General features: G+C 75.4%; 17 protein-coding genes. 5 read left to right on the top strand and 12 right to left on the bottom strand.

What is annotated here, in order from left to right:
• The first annotated feature begins 222 nt into the window (after positions 1 to 222).
• Both ACIP60_RS00890 and ACIP60_RS00885 read left to right on the top strand, forming a co-directional pair.
• Complete coding sequence (locus tag ACIP60_RS00890; protein WP_400678750.1) at positions 223 to 1,434, top strand: aminotransferase class V-fold PLP-dependent enzyme; 1,212 nt, start codon at positions 223 to 225, stop codon at positions 1,432 to 1,434.
• Between the two features lie 167 nt (positions 1,435 to 1,601).
• Complete coding sequence (locus ACIP60_RS00885; protein WP_400678748.1) at positions 1,602 to 2,882, top strand: hypothetical protein; 1,281 nt, start codon at positions 1,602 to 1,604, stop codon at positions 2,880 to 2,882.
• Positions 2,883 to 2,997: 115 nt separating this feature from the next.
• On the opposite strand, the gene cutA is transcribed toward ACIP60_RS00885, so the two are convergent.
• The 4 genes from cutA to ACIP60_RS00865 all read right to left on the bottom strand — a co-directional run bounded on the left by cutA (position 2,998) and on the right by ACIP60_RS00865 (position 6,915).
• On the bottom strand, positions 2,998 to 3,348 hold the full coding sequence (gene cutA, locus ACIP60_RS00880; protein WP_400678747.1) for a divalent-cation tolerance protein CutA: 351 nt from the start codon (positions 3,346 to 3,348) through the stop codon (positions 2,998 to 3,000).
• Between the two features lie 236 nt (positions 3,349 to 3,584).
• Complete coding sequence (locus ACIP60_RS00875; protein WP_400678745.1) at positions 3,585 to 4,463, bottom strand: carbohydrate-binding protein; 879 nt, start codon at positions 4,461 to 4,463, stop codon at positions 3,585 to 3,587.
• A 264-nt stretch (positions 4,464 to 4,727) separates the two neighbouring features.
• Positions 4,728 to 5,588 carry a helix-turn-helix domain-containing protein gene (locus ACIP60_RS00870; protein WP_400678744.1) on the bottom strand — a complete coding sequence of 287 codons (861 nt, stop codon included), beginning with the start codon at positions 5,586 to 5,588 and terminating at the stop codon, positions 4,728 to 4,730.
• A gap of 502 nt (positions 5,589 to 6,090) precedes the next feature.
• On the bottom strand, positions 6,091 to 6,915 hold the full coding sequence (locus ACIP60_RS00865; RefSeq protein WP_400678742.1) for a DeoR/GlpR family DNA-binding transcription regulator: 825 nt from the start codon (positions 6,913 to 6,915) through the stop codon (positions 6,091 to 6,093).
• Between the two features lie 143 nt (positions 6,916 to 7,058).
• Between ACIP60_RS00865 and galK the strand changes: the two genes are divergently transcribed.
• A complete protein-coding gene (gene galK, locus ACIP60_RS00860; RefSeq protein WP_400678740.1) occupies positions 7,059 to 8,216 on the top strand; it encodes a galactokinase in 1,158 nt (385 codons plus the stop codon).
• A 133-nt stretch (positions 8,217 to 8,349) separates the two neighbouring features.
• On the opposite strand, the gene galT is transcribed toward galK, so the two are convergent.
• From galT to ACIP60_RS00845, 3 genes are all read right to left on the bottom strand, one after another.
• Entirely contained in the window at positions 8,350 to 9,432 is a 1,083-nt protein-coding gene (gene galT, locus ACIP60_RS00855) for a galactose-1-phosphate uridylyltransferase (protein WP_400678739.1), read from the bottom strand.
• 202 nt (positions 9,433 to 9,634) lie between these two features.
• Positions 9,635 to 11,278, bottom strand: coding sequence for a phosphoglucomutase (alpha-D-glucose-1,6-bisphosphate-dependent) (gene pgm / locus ACIP60_RS00850; RefSeq protein ID WP_400678738.1), 1,644 nt, complete (start codon positions 11,276 to 11,278; stop codon positions 9,635 to 9,637).
• Between the two features lie 427 nt (positions 11,279 to 11,705).
• A complete protein-coding gene (locus ACIP60_RS00845) occupies positions 11,706 to 12,503 on the bottom strand; it encodes a LysR family substrate-binding domain-containing protein (protein ID WP_400678736.1) in 798 nt (265 codons plus the stop codon).
• Between the two features lie 198 nt (positions 12,504 to 12,701).
• Here ACIP60_RS00845 and ACIP60_RS00840 point away from each other — a divergent pair, with 198 nt between their 5' ends.
• Together ACIP60_RS00840 and ACIP60_RS00835 are read left to right on the top strand one after the other, a co-directional pair.
• On the top strand, positions 12,702 to 13,145 hold the full coding sequence (locus tag ACIP60_RS00840) for a DUF5997 family protein (protein WP_100839757.1): 444 nt from the start codon (positions 12,702 to 12,704) through the stop codon (positions 13,143 to 13,145).
• Positions 13,146 to 13,252: 107 nt separating this feature from the next.
• Positions 13,253 to 14,821 (top strand): adenosine deaminase, encoded by a 1,569-nt coding sequence (locus tag ACIP60_RS00835; protein WP_400678734.1) that lies wholly within the window; start codon positions 13,253 to 13,255, stop codon positions 14,819 to 14,821.
• A gap of 107 nt (positions 14,822 to 14,928) precedes the next feature.
• Here ACIP60_RS00835 and ACIP60_RS00830 read toward each other — a convergent pair whose 3' ends face one another.
• From ACIP60_RS00830 to ACIP60_RS00810, 5 genes are all read right to left on the bottom strand, one after another.
• Positions 14,929 to 15,978 (bottom strand): tetratricopeptide repeat protein, encoded by a 1,050-nt coding sequence (locus ACIP60_RS00830; protein WP_400678732.1) that lies wholly within the window; start codon positions 15,976 to 15,978, stop codon positions 14,929 to 14,931.
• Between the two features lie 56 nt (positions 15,979 to 16,034).
• Positions 16,035 to 17,900 (bottom strand): hypothetical protein, encoded by a 1,866-nt coding sequence (locus ACIP60_RS00825; RefSeq protein WP_400678730.1) that lies wholly within the window; start codon positions 17,898 to 17,900, stop codon positions 16,035 to 16,037.
• Positions 17,900 to 19,819 carry an HSP90 family protein gene (locus tag ACIP60_RS00820; RefSeq protein ID WP_400678728.1) on the bottom strand — a complete coding sequence of 640 codons (1,920 nt, stop codon included), beginning with the start codon at positions 19,817 to 19,819 and terminating at the stop codon, positions 17,900 to 17,902. Before ACIP60_RS00820 ends, ACIP60_RS00825 begins: the two co-directional genes overlap by 1 nt.
• A 119-nt stretch (positions 19,820 to 19,938) precedes the next feature.
• Positions 19,939 to 20,934 carry a hypothetical protein gene (locus tag ACIP60_RS00815; RefSeq protein WP_400678726.1) on the bottom strand — a complete coding sequence of 332 codons (996 nt, stop codon included), beginning with the start codon at positions 20,932 to 20,934 and terminating at the stop codon, positions 19,939 to 19,941.
• Between the two features lie 132 nt (positions 20,935 to 21,066).
• Positions 21,067 to 22,446, bottom strand: coding sequence for an NAD(P)/FAD-dependent oxidoreductase (locus ACIP60_RS00810; RefSeq protein WP_400678724.1), 1,380 nt, complete (start codon positions 22,444 to 22,446; stop codon positions 21,067 to 21,069).
• Positions 22,447 to 22,475 lie beyond the last annotated feature (29 nt).

The following is a 22,475-nucleotide window of genomic DNA, read 5'->3' as shown; positions in this document are numbered from 1 at the left end:
GGCGCGCCGCGCCGCCGTGGGCCGCGCCGCCGTGGGCCGCGCTGTTGTGGGCCGCGCCGCTGCTCGTCCCGCCGCCCGTCCCGGTTCCGTCCGGGGCGGGCGGTGCGTCGTGCCGGGCCGGGCGGTGGGTGGGGCGGCGGGCGGGGGCGGTGTCGGCTGTGTCAGGATTTTCCGCAGGTCATCGGGACAGCGTCGCTCCCGGCCGGATCGGAGAGAACAGCCGTGCCCACCGCCGTCGCCCCCAAGCCCCTGCTGCTCCGGGACGGGCGTCCCGCCGCCGCCGGGTGGTCGCTCGACCCCGGGATGCGGCACCTCAACCACGGTTCGTTCGGCGCGGTACCGCTGGTCGCGCAGCGCGAACAGCAGCGGCTGCGCGAGGAGATGGACGCCTCGCCGGTGGTGTGGTTCCCCGGGCTGCCCCGGCGGGTCGCCGCCGCGCGGGCCGCGATCGCCGCATTCCTGCGCGTACCGGCCGAGTTCACCGCGCTGGTGCCGAACGCGAGCGCCGGGGCGAGCGCCGTGTACGGCAGCCTCCCGCACCGGGACGGCGGCGAGGTGCTGGTCACCGACCACGGCTACGGAGCCGTCACCATGGGCGCGGCCCGGCTGGCCCGGCGCTGGGGCGGCTCGGTGCGCACGGTGCACGTGCCGCTGGCGGCCGGTCCGGCGGAGGCGGCGGCGGCGGTGACCGGGGCGGTGACCGGACGGACGGCGCTGATCGTGCTGGACCGGATCACCTCCGCGACCGCCCGCTACCTGCCGGTCGACCTGATCGGCGCGTTCGCCCGCGAGCGCGGCGTCCCGCTGCTGGTCGACGCCGCGCACGTGCCCGGCCTGGACGAGGACCCGCTGGCCGGGGCGGACTGCGACGCCTGGGTCGGCAACCTGCACAAGTTCGGCTGCGCGCCGCGCGGCACCGCCGCGCTCGTCGCCCGGGGCGAACTCCGGCACTCCCTCTACCCGTTGATCGACTCCTGGGGCGCGGAGGAGCCGTTCCCGGAGCGCTTCGACACCCAGGGCACCGTGGACGTCACCGGCTACCTGGCCGCACCGACCGCGCTCGACTTCGTCGCCGAGCAGTGGGGTTGGGCCGACACCCGCCAATACATGAGCGAACTCGCCGACTACGCCGAGCAGTTGATCGGCGAGACGATCACCGCCGCGACCGGCGAACCGGCCACGGCGGAGGTCGGCATGCCGGTGGGCGCCCTCCGCCTGGTCAGGCTCCCGGCCGGCCTGGGCCGCACCCGCCTGGAGGCCGACGGCCTGCGCGACCGCCTGGCCGCCGAGTTCGGCGTCGAGGCGGCCTTCACCAGCTTCGGCGGGACGGGGTACTTCCGGCTGTCCACGCACGCGTACAACACGGCGGAGGACTACGAGTACTTCGCGGAGCGGTGCGTACCGGTGCTGTGCGCCTGGGCCCGGGAGCACTGACCGCACCGGCGCGCGGGCGCGGTCGGCGGGGCCGGTGGGGGCCCCGTCCGGGTGATCGGAAATTCTTCGGATCGAGGCGCAACCGGCGGGCACTCCGGACGTCCTACAGGTACGAACCCTCCGATGACGAACGGAGGGCGTCACTACCAGTGGGGGAACAACTCACCATGCGCAGCCGTATCTTCTCCGGCCTCGCCGTGCTCGCGGCGATCGCCCTGACCGGCCCGGTGCTGGCCGTCGGACAGGCGCAGGCGGCCCCGGCCGCCGGCACCGTGGAGGCGAGCGCCCCGGCGGGCTTCGTCGGGATGGCTCCGACCCGGGTGCTCGACACCCGCAACAGCTACTGGAACGCGAGCGGCGTGGACGGCCCGCTGAGCCCCGGGGAGAACTACCGGGCGCAGCTGCTCGACGTCGCCGGCCGCGCGCACGGGCAGGGCGTCCCGGTGGTGCCGTCCGACGCGACGGCGGTGGTGGTCAACGTGACCGTCGCCGACGCCACCGACAACGGCTACCTGACCCTGACCGCCGACCCGAACGCGCCGGGCGTCACCCCGGCCACCTCCAGCATCAGCTTCGCGCCCCGCCAGACGGTCGCCAACCTGGTCACCGTCGCGATCACCCCGGGCACCGTCCCCGCGATCAACGTCTACAACAACGGCAGCTACACCCACGTCGTGCTCGACGTGGTCGGCTACTACCGGCCGGGCGCGACCGACAAGTACGGTGCGGTCACCCCGACCCGGCTGGTCGACAGCCGGGCGGACGGCCACTGGATCGAGCAGGGCGGGGTCCGCTCGGTCCAGGTCGCCAAGCCGGAGCTGGGCACCGCCGACGCCCGGGCGGTGGTCCTCAACGTCACCGCCACCGACGGCACCGGCGACACCTTCCTGACCGTCTACCCGACCGGCCGGCAGCGGCCGGAGTGGGGCTCCAACCTCAACGTCAAGCCGGGCGGGACGGTGCCGAACCAGGTGGTCGTGCCGGTCGGCCAGGACGGGAAGGTCGACGTCTTCAACCACATCGGCTCGCAGAACGTCGTCATCGACATCGTGGGCTTCTACGGCCCCAGCGGCCAGGGGCTGTTCAGCGCCCTGAAGGTGCCGGTGCGCCTGGCCGACACCCGTCCGAACCTGTACGAGGGCCGCCCCTCGCAGGAGCTCGCGCCGTTCTCCACGCTCCAGGTCCCCACCGGCGCCGGGGCCCCGGCCGGCGCCCTCGCCGCGGAGGTCAACGTGACGGCCACCGCGCCCTCGGAGTCCGGCCACTTCACGGTGTTCCCGAGCAACACGACCCGGCCGGACACCTCGAACCTCAACTTCGTGCCGTGGCAGACCGTGTCCAACTCGGTGACCGCCGGACTGAACGGCGACTCGTTCTCCGTCTACAACCACGCCGGTTGGACGCACGCGATCGCCGACCTCACCGGGTACTTCACGGTGGCCAAGTGATCCGCGAGGCGGCCCGCGCGACGATCCAGGGGGTGACCCGCTAGGTGACCCGCCGGTGGGAACGGCCCGGCGGCCACCCACCGGCGGGACGCGCGGCGAAGCGCCTGCCGGAGCGTCATCCGGCCTCGGGGGTGGTCTCGGTGTCGAGCCAGGCGAGGTAGGCGGGGGATCCGGCGGTCACCGGGACGGCGATCACCTCCGGGGTGTCGTAGCTGTGCAGTTCGCCGATCCGGGTGACGAGGCGGTCGGCCAGCGCGGCCCGGGTCTTGAGGTCGACGCGCCACTCGGGGGCGTCCCGGACCTCGCCGTCCCACCAGTACACCGAGCGGACGGGGTGCAACTGCGCGCAGGCGGCGAGGCGTTCGCGGACCAGGGTGGCGGCGAGGGCACGGGCGGCGGCCTCGTCCTCGTGGGTGGTCGTCACCACCAGGTACCGGTGCGGGGGCTGGGGCTGCTGCTCGGTCATGGGCCGAGCGTACGGGGCCCGGCGGGTTCCGGGCCGGTGGTCCGGCGGGTTCCGGGGCCGGGGTGCCGTGACGGCCCGGGCACCCCGCACGCGGGCCGTCACGGCGTTCGGCGGGCGCGGCCCCGGTCGCCCGGGTTTCCCCTCCCGGGGAGCGGGCCGCGCCGCCGGTTCGGGTGGCTGTCGCCGCTGACCGCCCCGCGTGGGGGCGGGGTCGGTCAGCGACGGGAACGGGGTGGTCAGCGGCGCTGCCAGAGGGCCGGGACGTTCGGCGGCTCCCAGCCCGCGTACGCGATGTGGCCCTGGAGGCAGACGTAGCCGACGCCGTTGTAGGTGACCAGGTCGCCGGCCTTGTAACTGGCGCCGACCGCCCAGGTGGTGGAGCCGCCGGGGGTGGAGGGGCTCGGGCTGGGGCTCGGCGAGCCCTGGGTCGGGCTGCCGCTGGGGCTGGGCGTGCCGGTGCCGTTGACGTTGAGCACGAAGTCGAAGCTGGCCTCGCGCCCGTTGCCGACCTGGCGGACCGTCATCACCAGGTCCGGGTCGAAGATGGTGTCGGTGGAGTTGCGCGGCTCGTTCGGGAAGTACAGCTGGGTGGTGAGGACCGGCTGCCCGGGGGCCTGCACCTTGACGTGGAGGTGCCGGGTGCGGCCCGGGTAGAGGCCGGGGACGATCGTGGTCAGCGTGTACGCCCCGTTGGCGGCGCTGAACTGGTGGCCGCGGAAGGTGTAGCCGGAGTTGTCGTAGGTGCCGTTGGTGTCGGCCTGCCAGAAGTCCAGCAGTGCGCCGGGGATCGGCAGGCAGTTCCGGCCGAAGACGTAGCCGCTGACGGTCAGCGGGGTGCCGGGGGTGCCGCTGGTGACCAGGTTGGTGCGCAGCGGGGAGCCGGGCTTGAAGTACGGGCCCTCGATCTGCTCCTCGGTGACGTGACCGTCGGTGCACTGGGGGGTGAGCGGGGCCGGGACGTCGGCGGCGACCGCGTCGCGGGCCAGGGCGACGCCGCCGCCGATCAGGACCGGCGCGGCGCCGGCCAGGGCGGCCGCCTTGAGCAGGCCCTTGCGGCTGATCCGGCGATCGGCCAGTTCGCTCAGGCCGTCCAGCGGGTTGTGGGGGGTGGGCATGGCTCTCCGTTCGACTGCTGCGGTGGTCGCCGCCCGCCCGGGATCTCTTGGACGGGACATGACATGCGGCGAGGTCGGGCCTCCCGGCGCGGCGGCGCTGTGGGGTGCCTCCGACGCTAGGCCCTGCCCGGCCGGACCGTCGATGGACGGGGTCGGCGGGACGTGGTGCATTCCTCAACCGCCGCCGGGCTAGCGGGCTTTCGGGCCGCCGGACTTTCGAGCCGCCGAGCCGCCGAGCCGTCGAGCCGCCGGGCCGCCGGGCCGTCAGCTCGCCTGCTCGCGGAACTCGCCCGGGGTGCGGCCGACTTCGCGGCGGAAGAAGCGGCAGAAGTAGGCCGGGTCGGAGAATCCGGCCGCCGCCGAGACCTGACGGACCGTCATGTCCGTGGTGGTGAGCAGGTGTTTCGCCTCCAGGGTCTGCTGCTCGCGGACCAGCCGGGCCGGGGTGCGGCCGGTGGCCTCCTTCACCACCTCGTGCAAGTAGCCGGTGGAGACGCCGAGTTCACGGGCGATGGCGAGCACCGAGCGGTCGGCGCGTTCGGCGTCGGCGATCATCCGGGTGAACCGGGCGACCAGCGGATGACCGACCGCCCGCGGAACCGCGGCCCCGCCGCCACCGCGGGCCACCCGCAGCGCACGCACCAGCAGGACGTGCAGCAGCGCCTGCAGCACGCCCACCGCACCGTCCAGACCGGCCTCGTGCTCTTGCGTCAACTCCCGCAGCAGGCCCAGGATCTCGCGGTGCTCCCGCCCCTCCGGCCGGACCCCCGGGCCACTGGCCAGGGCGCGCAGCAGGGCCAGGTCCTCCGGATGCCGGTGCAGGAAGTCCTCGTTGAACAGCAACACCCACCCGTCTAGCCGCCCCGCCCCGGACCAGCGGTGCACCTGACCGGGCAGCACCGCGTACAGCGTGGGCGGCTGGATGCGGTGCTCGACCAGGTCGATGACGTGCGTCCCACCCCCCGCCGTGACGTAGACCAGCTCGTAGAACGAGTGCCGGTGCGGGAAGTCCGCCCGGGAGAGCGGCCCGACGGCGTCGAAGCTGCCCGCCGCGAACGGCAGCAACCCCGGGTCGGGCACGTCCAGGTCGTGCAGTTCCAGGCCGCTGGCCGGTCGGAGCCTCATCGAGCCAGTGTGCGCAAACGCCCCGCGAACCGTCCAGCGGCCCAGCCCAGCCGGCACGCACCGGCAAGCGAGGGGGTGGGGGTCGATGGAGGGGGGTGGGCGGGGAAGGGCCACCATCGGGCCTCCGCCTGGGTGTCACGACCGCGCTGGACGGCCAGTCCGCTGCCGGGCCGGCTGCTCGCGGACCTCGGCCCGGGCGGGTGCGGCGCGGCGCGGCGGCCGACCGCCTCGTGTCCCGGCGCTGCCCCGGCTGGGGCCGCGCTCCCCCGCTGCGGCCCCGCAGGGCGTGTGGTCGCGGTGCGGACGCTGCTGCCGATGGCGCGGACCGTCCGACCGCCGGCACCGGCAACGCCCGCGCCCGCACCCGCACCCGCCGCGGCAACCCCGGCACCAGGGACCGCACCGGCCGCCGCCGCACCGCCCGCCGCGCCACGACGCCCGTCCCCGTTCACCTCCGCACTCCTGACCCTGCTCCGGGCGGTGGTGCGCGGGCCGCGGGGTGTCAGACCAGCAGGAGGGCGCCGCAGGATTCGGTGAGGGCGGTGCGGGCTTCGGGGGGGAGGGCCTGGTCGGTGATGAAGCAGTCGAGGTCGGTGAGGGCGGCGAAGCTGCTGAGGCCGACGATGCCCCACTTGGTGTGGTCGGCGACGGCGACGGTGCGGTGGGCGGAGGCGATCAGGGCGCGGTTGGTCTGGGCCTCGGCGAGGTTGGGGGTGGTGAGGCCGGCGCGTTCGCTGACGCCGTGGGCGCCGATGATCAGGAGGTCGACGTGGAGGGAGCGGATGGCCTGGTCGGCGAGGGGGCCGACCAGGGCGGCGGAGCGGGTGGGGGCGCCGCCGGTGAGCAGGAGGGCGGGACCGTCGTCGCCGCGGGTGCGGACGAGTTCGGCGACGGGGAGCGAGTTGGTGACCACGGTGAGGCCGGGGACGTCGAGCAGGCGGGTGGCGACGGCGTAGGCGGTGGTGCCGGCCGAGACGGCGACCACGCTGCCGGGCTGGACCTGGGCGGCGGCGGCTTCGGCGAGGGCGGCCTTGGTGTCGGCGGCGAGGCTGGACTTGGCCTCGAAGGCGGGCTCGTCCGCGGTGGTGGTGCGGGCGACCGCGCCGCCGTAGACCTTGCGGACGGCGCCGGTGCGGGCGAGGGCGTCCAGGTCGCGGCGGACGGTCATGTCGGAGACGCCGAGTTGGTCGACCAGTTCGGCGACCTTGACGGCCCCGTCCCGGCGGACCAGGTCGAGGATCAGGGCCCGGCGCTGGTCGGCGAGCAGTCCGCCGTCGGTGGTCACTGTGGTCCTCCACGGGTGCTGGGGGTGGGAGAGGATCAGCATAGTTCGCCGGGGCCGCGCCGACCCTGTTCGGGTGTGGGGTTGTGTGTTTGAATGTGTTGGATATGCCGCCCGACTGCTCGTGAACGGCCCGTGAACACCCGCGACCGCCCGTGAACGCCGCTGAACGCCCGCTGGAGTGCCCGATGACCACCGATGCCGCCACCGATGCCGCCGCCGTTTTCGCCTCCGCCTTCGGCGACGCCCCCGACGGCGTGTGGGCCGCCCCCGGCCGGATCAACCTGATCGGTGAGCACACCGACTACAACGAGGGCTTCGTGCTGCCCGCCGCGCTCCCGCACGCCACCCGGGTGGCGGCCCGCCGCCGCTCCGACGGCCTGGTGCGGCTGTTCAGCGCGCAGGGCGACGGCGCGGTGGCGGAGTTCGCGGTGGACGGCCTGGCCCCCGGGTCGGTGTCCGGCTGGGCGGCGTACCCCGCCGGGGTGTTCTGGGCCCTCGCCGAGGCCGGGCACCCGGTGGGCGGGGCCGACCTGGCGTTCGACTCGGACGTGCCGTCCGGGGCGGGCCTGTCCTCGTCCGCCGCGCTGGAGTGCGCCACCGCGCTCGCCCTGGACGAGCTGTACGGCCTGGGCCTGGACGCCCCCGGCCGGGCGCTGCTCGCCCAGCGCGCCGAGAACGCGTACGTCGGAGTGCCGTGCGGCGCGCTCGACCAGATGGCGTCGAGCTGCTGCGTCGCGGGCCACGCCTACTTCCTGGACACCCGGACGCTGGCCGGCCGCCAGGTGCCGCTGGACCTGCCCGCGGTCGGCCTCTCCCTGCTGGTGATCGACACCCGGGTCAAGCACGACCTGGGCGACGGCGCGTACGCGGGCCTGCGGGCGGGCTGCGAGCGGGCGGCCGGGCTGCTGGGGGTGCGGGCGCTGCGCGACCTGGGGGTGGCGGAGCTGGCGGCGGCGCAGGAGCGGCTGCCGGCCGAACTGCGCCCGCTGGTACGGCACGTGGTAACGGAGGACCAGCGGGTGCTGGACGCGATCGCGCTGCTGGACGCGGGCGACCCGCGGGCGCTGGGCCCGGTCCTGACCGCCGGGCACGCCTCGCTGCGCGACGACTACCGGGTCTCCTGCCCGGAGACCGACCTGGCGGTGTCCGCGGCGAACGCGGCGGGCGCGCTGGGCGCCCGGATGATGGGCGGCGGCTTCGGCGGCTCGGTGCTCGCCCTGGTGGACACCGACCGGCTGGCGGAGGTCGAGCGGGCGGTGCGCGAGGCGTTCGCGGCGGCCGGGTACGCCGACCCGCACGCCTTCCCGGCGGTGCCCTCGCAGGGCGCCCACCGGGTGCGGTAGCGGGTGCGGTGGCGGTGGGGAAGGTCGCGGGCCCGTCCGGGAGGTTCTCGGACGGGCCCTGTCCGTGCCGGGCGGGGGTTCCGTGCGGGGCGGGGGTTCCGTGCGGGGCGGGGCTTCCGTGCGGGGCCGCGGGTCAGAGCTCGCGGAGGGTGCGGGCGGCGGTCTCGGGGTTGATGTCGTTCATGAAGGCGCCCATGCCCGACTCGGTGCCGGCCAGGTACTTGAGCTTGTCGGCGGTGCGGCGGAGGGTGAACAGCTCCAGGTGGAGGGCGAGTTCGGCGGGGGCGGGGCGGGGGGTCTGGTGCCAGGCGGCGATGTAGGGGGCCGGGGCGGGGAACAGGCGGTCGAAGCGGCGCAGCAGGTCGAGGTAGACCCGGGGGAACTCGGCGCGGGCGGCCTCGTCCAGGGCGGTGAGGTCGGCGGCCCGGCGGTTCGGGTAGAGGTGCACCTCGTAGGGCCAGCGGGCGGCGAACGGGACGAAGGCCGTCCAGTGCTCGCCGGCCAGCACGACCCGGGAGTCCGGCTTGCCGGCGGTGGCGCGTTCGGCGGCCAGCACGTCGTCGTACAGGTTGCGGCCGGTGGCGGCGAGGTGGGCGGCGGCGCGGTCGAGGGCGAGGGCGGTGCGCGGGGTGGTGAACGGGAAGGCGTAGACCTGGCCGTGCGGGTGGCCGAGGGTGACGCCGATGTCGGCGCCGCGGTTCTCGAAGCAGTAGACCTGCCGGACGCCGGGGCGGGCGTACAGCTCGGCGGTGCGGTCGGTCCAGGCGTCCAGGACGAGGCGGGCGCGCTCCTCGGTGAGGTCGGCGAAGGAGGCGTCGTGGTCGGCGGTGAAGCAGACCACCTCGCAGCGGCCGGTGCCGGGGGTGAGCGCGTACGGGCCGTCCGACCAGGGGGTTACGTGGGTGGCGGAGGAGTCGGCGAGGGACGGGAAGCGGTTCTCGAACACCGCGACCTGGTAGTCGGCGGCCGGGATCTCGCTGAGCCGGCCGTCCCGGGACGGGCAGAGCGGGCACTCGTCGGCCGGCGGGTGGTAGGTGCGGCCTTGGCGGTGCGCGGCGATGGTGACCGCGTCGCCGCTGAACGGGTCGACCCGGACCTCGGAGGCGCTCGCGGCCCGCTCCAGCGGGCGCCGGTCGACGGCGTCGCGGGGGGTGGGCTCGGTGTCGTAGTAGATCAGCTCGCGGCCGTCGGCCAGCTCGGTCACCGTCTTGTGCACGGCGGCACTCCTCGTGGTTCGCAGCGCGGCTCGGGCAGGGCGGGGCAGGGTGAGCCGACACATCAAACATCTTCGAACAGACAGCATCACAATGCAACACCCCTCCGGCGTGGCGGCCGGAGGGGTGTCGTGGCGGGGACGGCGGCGGGACGGCGGCGGGCGACGGGTAGCCCGGGGAACGGTCCGGCGCGGGGGGAGCCGGTCAGACCTTGGCGAGGACGTCGCCGACCAGTTCGCGGGCCTCGGACTGGACCTGGGCGAGGTGCTGCTCGCCCCGGAAGCTCTCGGCGTAGATCTTGTAGACGTCCTCGGTGCCGGAGGGCCGTGCCGCGAACCAGGCGTTCTCGGTGGTCACCTTGAGCCCGCCGATCGCCGCGCCGTTGCCGGGGGCGTGGGTGAGCACGGCGGTGATCGGCTCGTCGGCCAGCGTGTCGGCGGTGACCCGGGAGGCGTCCAGCGCGGCCAGGGCGGCCTTCTGCTCGCGGTCGGCGGGGGCGTCCACCCGGGCGTAGACGGGGTCGCCGTGGCGGGCGACCAGCTCGCGGTGGAGCGCGGAGGGGGTGCTGCCGGTGACGGCGGTGATCTCGGAGGCGAGCAGGGCCAGCAGGATGCCGTCCTTGTCGGTGGTCCACGGGGAGCCGTCCCGGCGCAGGAAGGACGCCCCGGCGGACTCCTCGCCGCCGAACGCCACGCTCCCGTTCAGCAGCCCGTCGACGAACCACTTGAAGCCGACCGGGACTTCGAGCAGCTCGCGGCCCAGCCCGGCGGCCACCCGGTCGATCATCGAGGAGGACACCAGGGTCTTGCCGACGGCGGCCGCGGCGGGCCAGCCCTCGCGGTGGCGGTACAGGTAGTCGATGGCGACGGCCAGGTAGTGGTTGGGGTTCATCAGCCCGCCGTCGGGGGTGACGATGCCGTGCCGGTCGGCGTCCGCGTCGTTGCCGGTGGCCAGCGCGTACGCGTCGCGCTTGTCGATCAGCGAGGCCATCGCGTACGGGGAGGAGCAGTCCATCCGGATCTTGCCGTCCCAGTCCAGGGTCATGAACCGCCAGGTGGGGTCGGTGAGCGGGTTGACCACGGTGAGGTCGAGCCGGTGGGTCTCGGCGATCCGGCCCCAGTAGGCGACGGACGCGCCGCCCAGCGGGTCGGCGCCGATCCGCAGGCCGGCGTCCCGGACGGCGTCCAGGTTCAGGACGGCGGGCAGGTCGTCGACGTAGGTGCCGAGGAAGTCGTAGCGGCCGGTGGTGTCGGCGGCCAGCGCCCGGGCGTAGGGGATCCGGCGGACGCCCTCCAGGCCGGCGGCGAGCAGCGCGTTGGCGCGGCGCTCGATCCAGCCGGTGGCGGTGGAGTCGGCGGGGCCGCCGTGCGGCGGGTTGTACTTGAAGCCGCCGTCGGCGGGCGGGTTGTGCGAGGGCGTCACCACGATGCCGTCGGCGAGCGCGGCGGGGCGGGTGCGGTTGTGGGTGAGGATCGCGTGCGAGACGGCCGGGGTCGGCGTGTAGCCGTCGGCGGTGTCCAGCAGCACGGTGACGCCGTTGGCGGCGAGCACCTCCAGGGTGGTGGCCCGGGCGGGCTCGGACAGCGCGTGGGTGTCGATGCCCAGGAACAGCGGCCCGGTGGTGCCCTGTTCGGCCCGGTAGTCGCAGATCGCCTGCGCGGTGGCCGCGATGTGGTCCTCGTTGAAGGCGGTCCGCAGCGCCGAGCCGCGGTGGCCGGAGGTGCCGAAGGCGACCCGCTGGGCGACGTCCTCCGGGTCCGGGTGCAGCGTGTAATAGTCCGTCACCAGGCGGGCGACGTCGATCAGGTCCTGCGGCTGGGCCGGCTGCCCGGCCCGTGCGTGCACCATCGTGGCTACTCTCCTCGTTCGGTACGGCAACAGTGCCCGCGACCATCATGCGGGCCGCGGCACCCCATCTGCGGGAACGCCGGGGAGCGCGCGGACGGCACCCCGTCGGCGGACGCGTGACGCGACTACCCCGCCGACCCGGCCGTTACCCCCCGTGCACACCACCGACACCGTACGCGGCGGGCGGCGCGGGGCGGGTAGCGCGGGGCGGGCGACGCGGGGGACGGCGGGTGGCGGGACGGCGGGTGGCGGGACGGCGGCATCGGTCGGCGGCATCGGTCGGCGGCTTTCCGGGTACCGGGCGCCGCGTCGCCCGCCCTGGGTCCGGTCCACGATCGACGCCGACCTCCGAACGCCCGAGGACCTCGCCCGGGCCGTCGCCCCGGCGATCCGCGCCTTCCTGGCCTGAGCCCCCCCAGTGCCTCGGCTACTTCTTTCGGCCGCCGCCCCCGCTGCTGCCGCGCTTGGGCTGGGCGGTGCGGGTGCCGCCGGCGCGGCGGGGCTGGCCCGGCTTGGGCTTGGCGCCCTGGCCGGTGCGGTGCTGGGACTGGGCGGGCTGCGGGCGGGCGGGCTTCTTGGTGGACGGGCGGCGCTGCTCCTCGGCGGCGGCGGTGCGGCCGCGCGAGCTGTTGGCGGTCCGGCCGCGGACGATGCCGATGAACTCCTCGACCAGGTCGGTGGTGGCGTCCTCCGGCCAGGCCAGTGCGACCTGCGACTGCGGGACGTCGACCAGCGGGCGGTAGGTGAGGTCGCGGCGGTGGTGCAGCCGGGCCAGCGACTGCGGGACGGCCAGCACGCCGACGTTGGCGGCGACCAGTTCGACCGCGTCGGCGGTGGTGGCGGGGCGTTCGAAGGCCGGGCGGCCGGGCAGCTCGGGCCAGTCGAGGGTGTCGTCCTGCGGGTGGAAGACGATCTCCTCGGCGAGGTCGGCGGCGGTGACCTCCTCGGCGGCGGCCAACCAGTGGTCCTTGGGGAACACCACCACGGTGGTCTCGGTGTACAGCGGGATCGCGCTCAGCACCGTCCGGTCCACCGGCAGCCGGACCAGCCCGGCGTCCGCCCCGCCGGAGAGCAGCAGGGCGCGGCCGTCGGCGGGCGCCGACTGCAGCAGTTCGACCGGGACGCCCGGCAGCCGCTCCTCCCACACCCGCAGCCACTTGGTGGGCGTCACCCCCGGCACGTACACCAGGCGGAAGGGGGCGGGGGACTGCTCGATCTCGGTCACGCGTTCCAGGCTAGCGGGCCGCGGCGCCCGGGCCCGTCCCGTCCGGACCGGTGGGGACGGCGGCGGGACGGCGGCGGGACGACAGCAAGGCGGCCGGGAGAGCGGCGGCGGGTCCGGGCGGTGGGGGCCGGCGGGGGGCGGGGGCCGTGACCTGGGCGTGGGCGTCCGCCGCACCCCCGGGGCGATACCCTTGGGCCCATGACTACGCCCAAGCCCAAGACCTCCCAGACCATGAAGCCCGCGACCGCGGCCAAGAAGCTGGGGATCTACCTGGCGGCGACCCCCGCCGAGTTCCAGGCGGGCGTCGTCACCCGCGACGAGCTCAACGCGATGCAGGCCGAGCCCCCGCAGTGGCTCGTCGACCTGCGGCGCAACGGTCCGCACCCGCGCCAGGTGGTGGCCGCCCGGCTCGGCATCTCGGTCACCGGCCTCGGCCGCGCCGGGATCACCGAGGCGCTGACCACCGAGCAGATCGACGCGCTGCGCGACGAGGACCCGGAGTGGCTGCGCCGCGAGCGCGCCACCCAGGCCGACGTGCGCAAGGAGGCGCAGCGCGCGAAGGAGGCGGAGACGAAGGCCGCGGCGGTGAAGGCCGCCCGGACCGCGGGCCGGGCCACCGCCGCCAAGTCCGGCCGGAAGTAACACGATCTGATCGTTCCAGCGGCGTCCGCGCGCGTCGGCACCCTTTCGGATGATGCGGGTACGACATGAACGGCGGTGCACAGTACGTGAGCTGACGGTCCGTCAGCATGGCGGCCATGACGTCGCTACGCCGTACCAGCACCGCAGCTCTCGTCGCCTGCGCGGCCCTGCTGCTGCCGCTCGCTCCCACCGCCCACGCCGCCGACCGGGCCGGCTCCCGTCCCACCGAAGCGGCCGTCGCCGGTCTGCTGGACGGGATCCGGCAGGACCCGGCGCGGCTGGACGCCTTCCTGCGGGCGATGCCCAAGGGCGGGGACCTGCACAACCACCTGTCCGGCGCGGTCTCCACCGAGCTGCTGATCCGGCTGGCCGCGCAGGACGGCCTGTGCATCGACTCGGTGACCTCCACCGCGGCCACCGGCCCCTGCCAGGGCACCCTGCGCCCGGCCGGGGACGCGCTGGCCGAGGGCGAGTTCCGCACCCAGGTGATCCGGGCCTGGTCGATGCAGGACTTCACCCCGGGCGAGGAGTCCGGCCACGACCACTTCTTCGCCACCTTCGGCAAGTTCGGCGAGGCCAGCTGGCGCCACCCCGGCACGATGATCGCCGAGGTCACCGACACCCTGGCGGCCCAGCACCAGAGCTACCTGGAGACCATGCTGACTCCGGCCTCCGGCGGGGTGGCGGCGCTGGCCGCCGAGGTCGGCTTCGACCCGGACTTCGCGGCGCTGCGGCAGAAGCTGCTGGCCGGCGGCCGGATGCAGGCCCTGGTGGACTCGGCCCGCGCGGACCTGGACGCCGCGACGGCCGAGTACCAGGCCACCGAGCACTGCGGCACCGAGCAGGCCCGGCCGGGCTGTTCGGTGACGGTGCGGATCCAGTCCCAGGCCAGCCGGGCGTCCACTCCGGCGCGGGTGTTCGCCCAGCTGCTGATCGGCCTGGAACTCGCCTCCCAGGACGAGCGGTTCGTCGCGGTGAACCTGGTGCAGCCGGAGGACTACCAGCCCTCGCTGGACAACTACCGGCTCCAGATGGAGATGCTGGACTTCCTGCACCCGCTCTACCCGAACGCCCACATCACCCTGCACGCGGGCGAGTTGGTGCCCGGCCTGGTGAAGCCCGAGGACCTGACCTTCCACATCCGGCAGGCCGTGCTGACCGGCCACGCCGAGCGGATCGGCCACGGCGTGGACGTCACCCACGAGGACGACGCGGCGGACCTGCTGCGCACCCTGGCCGAGCGCAAGGTGCTGGTCGAGGTGCCGCTGACCTCCAACGCGCAGATCCTCCAGGTGGAGGGCCGGGAGCACCCGTTCCCGCTGTACCGCAAGTACGGGGTGCCGACGGCGCTGGCCACCGACGACCCGGGCGTGGAGCGGATCGACATCACCCACGAGTACGTCCGCGCGGCGCGGACCTACCACCTGGGCTACCCGGACCTGAAGGACCTGGCGCGCAACTCGCTGGAGTACGGCTTCGTGGCCGGCCGCAGCCTGTGGCGGGACCGCGACGGGTTCAAGCCGGTGCCGGAGTGCCAGGGCCGCGCCCTCGGGTCGGAGAACCCGGCGCCGAAGTGCGCGGCGCTGCTGGCGGCCAGCCCGAAGGCGGCGCTGGAGTGGAAGCAGGAGGGGGCGTTCCGGGCCTTCGAGACCTCGGTGCTGCACCTGAGGAAGTAGCCCGCGCGGGAAGCGGGTTCGGCGGCCCGCCGGGGGTGTCCCCGGCGGGCCGCCGGTCGGTTCGGGGACGGGCCGCCGGTCGGTTCGGGGACGGGCCGTCGGTCGGTTCAGCGGCGGGTGAGGTGGGCGCGGAGTTCGGTGAGCGGTTCGGCCGCGTCGGCGGCGTCGGCGGCGCGGAACATGGCGATCGCGGCGTCGAGGCGGGCCAGGGCGGCGGGGCGGCGGTCGAGCCGGTTGGCCTCCAGCACGGCGGCGACCCGGATCGACTCGGCCCGGCCGTGGTGGGCGCCGGGGCCGTGGGCGGCGAACGCGGCGATGGCGCGTTCCATCTCGGCGAGGGCCTCCTCGTCGCGGCGCAGGGTGCTCAGGGTGCGGGCGCGGGTGTCGTGCAGGGTGCCGTCGGGGCAGCCGCTGCTGAAGTCCTGCTGTTCGCGTTCGGCGGTGCGGGCCACCTCGGCGGCCTCGTCGAGCCGGGCCAGGGCCTGGTCGGCGGCCTCGGGGTGGTCGGGGTCGTACCGCTCGGCGGTGTGGCGGGCCTGGCGCAGCAGCATGTCGAAGACCGCGTCGGGGTGCGGGGCGGTGCGGTGGCTGTCGAGGGCGCGCTGCCGGGCGAGGTCGGCGGCGGGCCACTGCTCGGCGGCGGCCAGGGCGGCGGCGGCCTCGGCGGCGACCATGGTGAGGATGTGCCGGTCCTCGAACCCGGCGACCTGGTCGGCGAACAGCAGGTACTCCTCGGCGGCGGCCCGGGGTTCGTCGATCTCGCGCAGGCCGCGGGCCAGGTTGAGCCGGGTCTGGGCCTGTTCGCGGACGTCGAGCCCGGTGAACGCCGGTTCCAGCAGCACGGATTCGAGGACGGCGACGCCGTCGTCGGCGCGGCCGGAGCAGCACAGGACCTGGCCGAGCATGATGCGCGCGGAGACGGCTTCGGCGGCGTCGCCGTTGCGGTCGTAGCGGGCGGCGGACTCGGTGAACGCGCGGGCCGCCTCGGCGGGGCGGTCCAGACCGAGGTAGGCGCGGCCGAGACCGTCGTGCACCCGGGCGACGCTGGAGGAGCGGTCGCCGTACCGGGCGGCGCTGTCGGCGGCCTTGCGCAGGAAGCGTTCGGCGGTCGCCAGGTCGCCGGTGTACAGGGCGAGTTCGCCGCGCTGGCCGTGCACCTGGGTGAGCCGCCAGGGGGCGCCGGCCCGTTCGACCAGCTGTTCGGCCTCGGTGATCAGCCGGTCGGCCTCGGCGAAGCGTCGCCCTCCTCCTGGTGGCGGCCGGCCAGGAAGCGGGCCCGGGCGCCGAGCAGGCGGGCGTTGGCCTGGCGGTGCGGGAAGCCGTGCCGGGCCGCCTCGGCGTACAGCAGGTCGAGGGTGGCCTCGGCCTCGGCGAGGGCGGCCGGGTCCGGTCCGGGGCCGTCCGGGCCGCCCGCCTGGGCGGCGGCCTCGAAGACCGCCCGCAGTTCGGTGTTGGCCTGGAGTTGCAGCACGGCGACCAGTTCGCGCCCGCCGAACGGGGCGTCGTCCTCGGCCAACTCGGCTATCTTCCCGCGCAGTTCGCGGATCACCGCGAGGTCGCCCGGGTGGTCGCCGGTGGGGCCGGCCAGCCGGGCCCGGCAGCCGAGGGCGCGGGCGGTCAGCCCGGCCTGCTCGAACAGTTCGGCGGCGCCCGCGTACAGGGCGGCGGCCTCCTCGTCGGAGGTGCGCTCCTCGAAGGCGCGTTCCAGGGCGAGTTCGGCCCGGAGCTGGGCGAGCGAGCCGAGGCCGGAGCGCTCGGCGTCCTCGGGGTGCCGGTGGTCGGGGGCCTCGATCAGGGCGCCGATCCGGTTCCAGTGCAGGATCGCGTCGGGGTGGTTGGTGACGCTCAACTCGCGCGCCTTGGCGACGAGTTCGGCCAGGTCGGCGGGCCCGTCCGGGGCGGTGTCGGCGGCCGGGTCGGCGGTGGCCCGGTCGGTGGCGGCCGGGGCGGGTCGCGGGGCGGCGGGCGCGGGGCCGGTGGCGCGCAGGCCGAGCGGCAGCGGCTCGGCGAACAGCGGGGTGCGGGCCAGCCTGGCGCGGCGGGCCGCGCCGACCGCGTCGGTGCCGTTGCGGGCGTCGTAGCGGGCGGCCAGCGCGTCGCCCTCGGTGCGCAGTTCGGCGTGCAGGGCGGCGGCGGTGCGGTGCGCGCCGGGCGGGCCGGCCACCGGGACGTCGCCGTGGCCGTCCTCGACCAGCCGGGACAGCAGGAGTTGGGCGCCGGTGAGGAAGTGCAGCCGGGAGAGCGGGTCGCCGTGCCGGTCGAACAGGTCGCGGTTCTCGGCCAGGATCTCCAGGCCGCGCGGCTCGTTGCGGGTGAGTGCGCAGAACTCCAGGTGCAGGCCGATCGGTTCGGCGGCGGCGGAGCGGCCGCGGGCCCAGCGGTAGCCGGTCAGGTGCGCGGAGCGGGCCTGGTCGAGGCGGCCGGTGCGCAGCAGCGGCAGCAGGGCGAGGGCCCGGCTGACGTGCGGCTCCTCGGAGCAGGAGCGCTCGCCGGAGAACACCGGCTGCCAGATCTCCAGGGCCCGCTCGTCCTCGCCGAGGGTGACGAAGTGCCGGGCCTGCTCGCGCAGTTCGCAGGCGTGGCAGTCGCTGTAGCGGGAGCGCCAGCGGCCGGCCCAGAGTTCGAAGGCGTCCTGGACGCCCTCGCCGGTGTGGGCGGCCAGCAGGTACTGCCGGGCGTAGTAGGGCTGGAGGTCGTGGCCCCGGGCGAGGTAGTGGGCGCGCAGTTCGCCGTGCCAGCGGCGGACCGCCTCCAGCGGGACGTCGGGGACGCTCAGCAGGGCGGCGGCGACCCACTTGTAGCGCCAGTCGGTGGCGTGGTTCTCCCAGTCGCCGAAGCTGTCGGGGTGCTCCTTGCGGAGCTTGGCGATCCGGGCGAACACCACGGGCAGTTTGCGCTGCTCGGCGTCGTACTCGTACGCCTCGGTGAGTTCCAGCAGGGCGAAGGCGAGCAGCTGCGGGTCGTCGAACTGCTCGGCGGCGTCGACGAGTTCCTCGGCGGTGACGGTGCGCGGGCGGCCGTGCGGCAGCTCGTCGTTGGCGCGCAGGGCGGCGCGGACGGCGTCGGTGGTGTCGAGCATCACGGCTCCTGGTGCGGCGTGGTCGGGCCGGGGTGGCCGGTGGCGGGCCCGTCGGGGGCGGCGGGCCCGTCGGGGGCGGGCTCGGTGGGGGCGTGGCCGAGCATGGCGTGGTCGAGCAGGGCGAGGAAGGAACGGTTCAGCAGGGCGGATTCGCTCGCCTTGAGCGGGCGCCGGGTGAGCAGCAGGGCCTGGCCGTAGAGCGCTTCGACGGTGGTGGTGGTGAGTTCGCGGTGCCGGATCGCGGCGGCCCGGCGCACCAGCGGGTTGAGGTGGTTGAGGACGAGCTGGGCGCGGGGCGCGGAGCTGCCCAGCGAGCCGAGGATGTCGGCCCACAACCCGTCTGCCTGGTCGGCGAGTTGGGTGCGGGTGCGCTCGTGCCGGGCCTCCCGGTCGTCGAGCAGCAGGGCGGGGGCGCTGCTGGGGTGGAAGGTGCGCAGCGCGACGTCGCAGTCGAACCGGCCGAGCACCTCGCGGGCGGTGGCGAGGAACGCGGCGGCGGCGAGCTCGGTGGCCGGGTCGACGTTGTCGAGGTGCGCGGTGACGGTGGCCGGGTCGAGGTCGGCGACGGTGGTGCCGGTGCGGATCTCGGGCAGCCGGTGCACCAGGTCCCGGTCGTAGGTGTAGCCGCCGTTGATGACGCCGAGGCCGGCCGCGCCGGCGATCGGGGCGACCTGGCGGAACTCCTCGACGGTGCGGGTGACCAGCACCACCGGGTGGGCGCGGGCGAACTCGTCCAGCGTGACGTTGCCGTCGGTGGTCTCGAACGGCAGCCAGGGCAGCAGCATCCGCAGCAGCTGGTCGTCGTGCCGGGCCAGCGACTTGACGGCCAGGTGGTGCACGGACAGGAAGCGGTGCAGCAGGCCGGGGTCGCTGGCGGACAGGTCGGTCAGCCAGTCGCGGATGCGCAGGCCGAGGGCGTCGCGGACGGCGGCCAGCGTCTCGTCGGCGTACAGCGCCTCGCGGGAGGCGGTGGGGCGCAGGCGTTCGGCGTCGACCACGCAGCGCACGAAGAACGCCCACTCGGGGAGCAGTTCGTCGGCCTGGTCGGAGAGCAGCATGCCCTTGAGGTGCACCCGGTGCCCGGCCCGGCGGGAGGGCGGGACGGCCTCGGGCAGCACGTAGGCGACGCCGCTGAGGCCGACCAGCGGCAGGTCGAGGTCGATGGTGTCGAGCGGGGTGAAGTCGAAGGTGTCGCGGCAGTGCGCGGTGAGCGCCTCGCGCCGGGCGGCGGGGGTGTCGTGGCGGCGGGCCCAGGGCGCGGGGGTCCGGTTGATCTGCGTGGCGCGCCCGGCGCCGTCGACCACGGTGACCCGGTGGCGCAGCAGGCTGCCGTAGTGGCGGGCGAGTTCGAGGACCCGGCGGGGCGCGGTCCACTCCTCGGCGTCGGCGCGCGGGGTGAGGGTGACGGTGGTGCCGGGCTCGGGGCGGGCGTCGGCGGGCAGGGTGGTGATGGTGTAGCGGCCGTCGGAGCGTCCGCGCCACTCGACCACCGGGGCGTCGGGGGTGCGGGCCGAGCGGGTGGTGACGGTGATCTCGTCGGCGACCACGAAGCAGGCGAGCAGGCCGATGCCGAACTGGCCGATGAACTCGCTTCGGGCGTCGGCGAGCCGCCCGGCGTCCAGGTCGCCGTCGGCGGTCCGCTTGGAGCTGCGGCCGATGGTGGCGAGGAAGGTGTGCACGTCGGCCTCGGTGAGGCCGACACCGGTGTCGGAGACCGAGAAGCCGTCGCCGGTGGTGACGGTGATCTCGGCGGGCGCGGCCGGGTCGAGGGCCTGCCGGGCGGTGATCGCGTCGACCGCGTTCTGCAGCAGTTCGCGCAGGTAGACGCGGGGGCTGGAGTACAGGTGGTGGGAGAGCAAGTCGACCAGGCCGCGCAGGTCCACCTGGAAGGTGTGCGCACTGGGGTCGTTCGGGGTCACCGGGCTGGTCCTTCGGCTGGTTCGGTCGGGACGTCGGGGGTGCGGGCGGCGCGGCCCGCGACGCGCTGTGCGGCGGCGGGGCGGCCCGGAGTGGGGCGGCCCGGCGGCGGGGCGGGTGGTCAGTACCCGGCGCACTGCCGGCGGGTGCGCTGGTACACCTCCACCGGGTCGCCCCAGTACGCCCAGGGCAGTTCGGTGACCCGGTCGCCGAGTTCGCCGAGCAGCAGGTGGGCGGCGGCGGGCTGCCCGGAGAGCGCGAACGCCATCGCGAACTCGTTGTGGGCGACCGGCCAGTCCCGGCCGCGGACGTAGGCGGGGTGCCGGACGGAGCGGTCGGCGGCCTCGTGCAGCTGCTCGCGGACGTGCTCCTGGCCGATGTACGCGGCGTCCTCCTCGACCGGCAGCGACAGCCAGTGCTCGATGTGGGCGCGGGCGACCAGCTGGCCGAGCGGGCTGCCCTCGGGGGCGGCGAGCATCGTGTCGCGGGCGAAGGCGTGCATCCGCTCGTGCGAGCCCTGCCACTTCTCGCACAGCTGCTGGAGGCGCTGGCGGTGCGAGGCGACGTGGCCGGGGCTGCGGCGCAGCGCGGCCTCGAAGCGGTGGCGGGCGGCGTTCCGCTCCAGGGAGGCGCCGCGACCGCTGATCTGCAGGAAGTACCAGGGGCCGAGCAGGTCGGGGTCGAGTTCGGCGGCCCGGAAGAGGTGCTCCTCGGCGATCTCCAGGCGCTCGTGGAAGAGCTTCCACTGCTCCTCGCCGACGTACTGGGCGCGGGCGCCGGTGCGGGCCTCCCAGGCCCAGCTGACGTGCCGGGCGCCCTGGGCGAGCCGCAGCAGCGGGTCGTCGGGGGCGGCGTCCAGGGCCTCGGCGAGCGGCACCTCGGCGCCGGTGACGTCGGCCACGGCCTCGACCATCAGCGTCAGGTCGTCCTGGTCGGCGGCGGTGTCGAGGATGCTCCGGGCGCCCTCCCAGGAGCCGGCCCCGACGGCGGCGCGCAGCCCGGTCAGCTCGGCGTCGCCGAACGCCGGGTCGATGGCGGGGAGCCCCGGGGCCCCCGTGCCGGCCGACCGGTCGTCGCCGGTGTCCCGGCGGCCGAGCAGCCGTGCGAACAGTCCCATTCCCGGGTCCCCTCCGATGTGCGATGCGTTCCCGCGGGGGCGCGTGTGCGGCGGTCCCCGGACGGAGATTCCTATCACGTCCGGGCGACAGGTGTGCGAAGGGTTTTCCGGGGGCGCCGGGCCGGACAGGCTCTAGCCGCGGCCGGAGATCCGGTCGGCGAGGGTGGCCAGCGGGGAGGTGGTGGCGCGTTCGCGGCGGTCGGCGTGGCGGTAGACGGCGTACAGGGTGTGGACGCCGAGCCAGCGCAGGGGTTCGGGTTCCCAGCGGCGGACGCGGTGACCGACCCAGGGCAGGGCGGTGAGTGCGGTGGGGCCGCCGCGGCCGAGGTGGCGCAGGGTCAGGTCGCGCAGGGTGCGGCCGGCCAGGTTGGCGGTGGCGACGCCGCTGCCGACGTAGCCGCCAGCGGCGCCGAGTCCGGTGGCGGGGTCGAGGCCGACGGTGGCGCACCAGTCGCGCGGGACGCCGAGCACGCCGGACCAGGCGTGGTCGATCCGGGCGTCGGCGGCGGCGGGGAACATCCGGGCCAGGATCTCGCGGAGTTGGGCGACGGTGCCGGCGGGGGTGGCGCCGTCCTGGTCGATCCGGGAGCCGTAGCGGTAGGGGCGGCCCCGGCCGCCGAGGGCGATCCGGTCGTCGGCGGTGCGCTGGGCGTACATGTAGGCGTGCGCCTCGTCGCCGAGCACCTCGCGGTGCTGCCAGCCGATCGCCTCCCAGACGTCGGCGGGCAGCGGTTCGGTGGCGATCATCGAGGAGTTCATCGGGAGCCAACTGCGCTTGTTCCCGGCGGTGTTGGCGGTGAAGCCCTCAGTGCAGCGGAGGATCGCGCGGGCCCGGACGGTGCCGTGCGGGGTGGTGGCGCGGCCGGGGGCGAGCGCGGTGGCGGGGGTGGACTCGTACACCCGGACGCCGAGCCGGCGGACCGCGGCGGCCAGGCCGAGGACGAGCTTGGCGGGGTGCACCCGGGCTCCGTGGGGCGTCCAGGTCGCGCCCAACGCGCCCGGGACGTGGAGGCGTTCGGCGGTGCGGTCGGCGTCCAGCAGCTGCACCCGGTCCGCGCCGAACGCCTGCTCGTGGGCGAACCTGGCCTTCAGGCGGTCGAGTTGGGCGGGGGTGGTGGCGACCTCCAGGACACCGCCGCGGTGCGCGTCGCAGTCGATGCCCTCCGCCTCGGCGGCCCGCAGGGTCTCGGAGACCGTGTCGTTCATGGCGCGTTGGAGCCGACGGGCGGCGTCCTCGCCGTGCAGCCGGGCGTACCGGCCACGACCGGCGATGCCGTTGTACAGCCAGCCGCCGTTGCGGCCGGAGGCCCCGTAGCCGCAGAACTCGGCCTCCAGCAGGACGACTTCGAGGTCGGGGGCGGCCTGCTTGAGGTAGTAGGCGGTCCACAGCCCGGTGTAGCCGCCGCCGACCACGCAGACGTCGGCGGTGGTGTCGCCGTCCAGCGGGGCGCCGCGCTCGGGCAGGCCGGTGGCCGCGTACCAGAAGGAGACGCCGCCGTTGACGGTGGTCATGATGCCTGTCCTGGGTCCGGAGGGTGGGG

This window comes from Kitasatospora sp. NPDC088783 (assembly GCF_044750705.1).
Taxonomy (GTDB): Bacteria; Actinomycetota; Actinomycetes; order Streptomycetales; family Streptomycetaceae; genus Kitasatospora; species Kitasatospora fiedleri.
This window is presented reverse-complemented; position numbering and strand designations above follow the sequence as displayed.

Bases quoted from the DNA above. Each gene is read 5' to 3' on its own strand.
- cutA (WP_400678747.1), bottom strand. From the start codon at position 3,348: ATGACCGAGCAGCAGCCCCAGCCCCCGCACCGGTACCTGGTGGTGACG.
- ACIP60_RS00885 (WP_400678748.1), top strand. From the start codon at position 1,602: ATGCGCAGCCGTATCTTCTCCGGCCTCGCCGTGCTCGCGGCGATCGCC.
- galK (WP_400678740.1), top strand. From the start codon at position 7,059: ATGACCACCGATGCCGCCACCGATGCCGCCGCCGTTTTCGCCTCCGCC.
- ACIP60_RS00865 (WP_400678742.1), bottom strand. From the start codon at position 6,915: ATGCTGATCCTCTCCCACCCCCAGCACCCGTGGAGGACCACAGTGACC.
- ACIP60_RS00815 (WP_400678726.1), bottom strand. From the start codon at position 20,934: ATGGGACTGTTCGCACGGCTGCTCGGCCGCCGGGACACCGGCGACGAC.
- ACIP60_RS00810 (WP_400678724.1), bottom strand. From the start codon at position 22,446: ATGACCACCGTCAACGGCGGCGTCTCCTTCTGGTACGCGGCCACCGGC.
- pgm (WP_400678738.1), bottom strand. From the start codon at position 11,278: ATGGTGCACGCACGGGCCGGGCAGCCGGCCCAGCCGCAGGACCTGATC.
- ACIP60_RS00825 (WP_400678730.1), bottom strand. From the start codon at position 17,900: ATGCTCGACACCACCGACGCCGTCCGCGCCGCCCTGCGCGCCAACGAC.
- ACIP60_RS00875 (WP_400678745.1), bottom strand. From the start codon at position 4,463: ATGCCCACCCCCCACAACCCGCTGGACGGCCTGAGCGAACTGGCCGAT.
- ACIP60_RS00870 (WP_400678744.1), bottom strand. From the start codon at position 5,588: ATGAGGCTCCGACCGGCCAGCGGCCTGGAACTGCACGACCTGGACGTG.
- ACIP60_RS00835 (WP_400678734.1), top strand. From the start codon at position 13,253: ATGGCGGCCATGACGTCGCTACGCCGTACCAGCACCGCAGCTCTCGTC.
- ACIP60_RS00840 (WP_100839757.1), top strand. From the start codon at position 12,702: ATGACTACGCCCAAGCCCAAGACCTCCCAGACCATGAAGCCCGCGACC.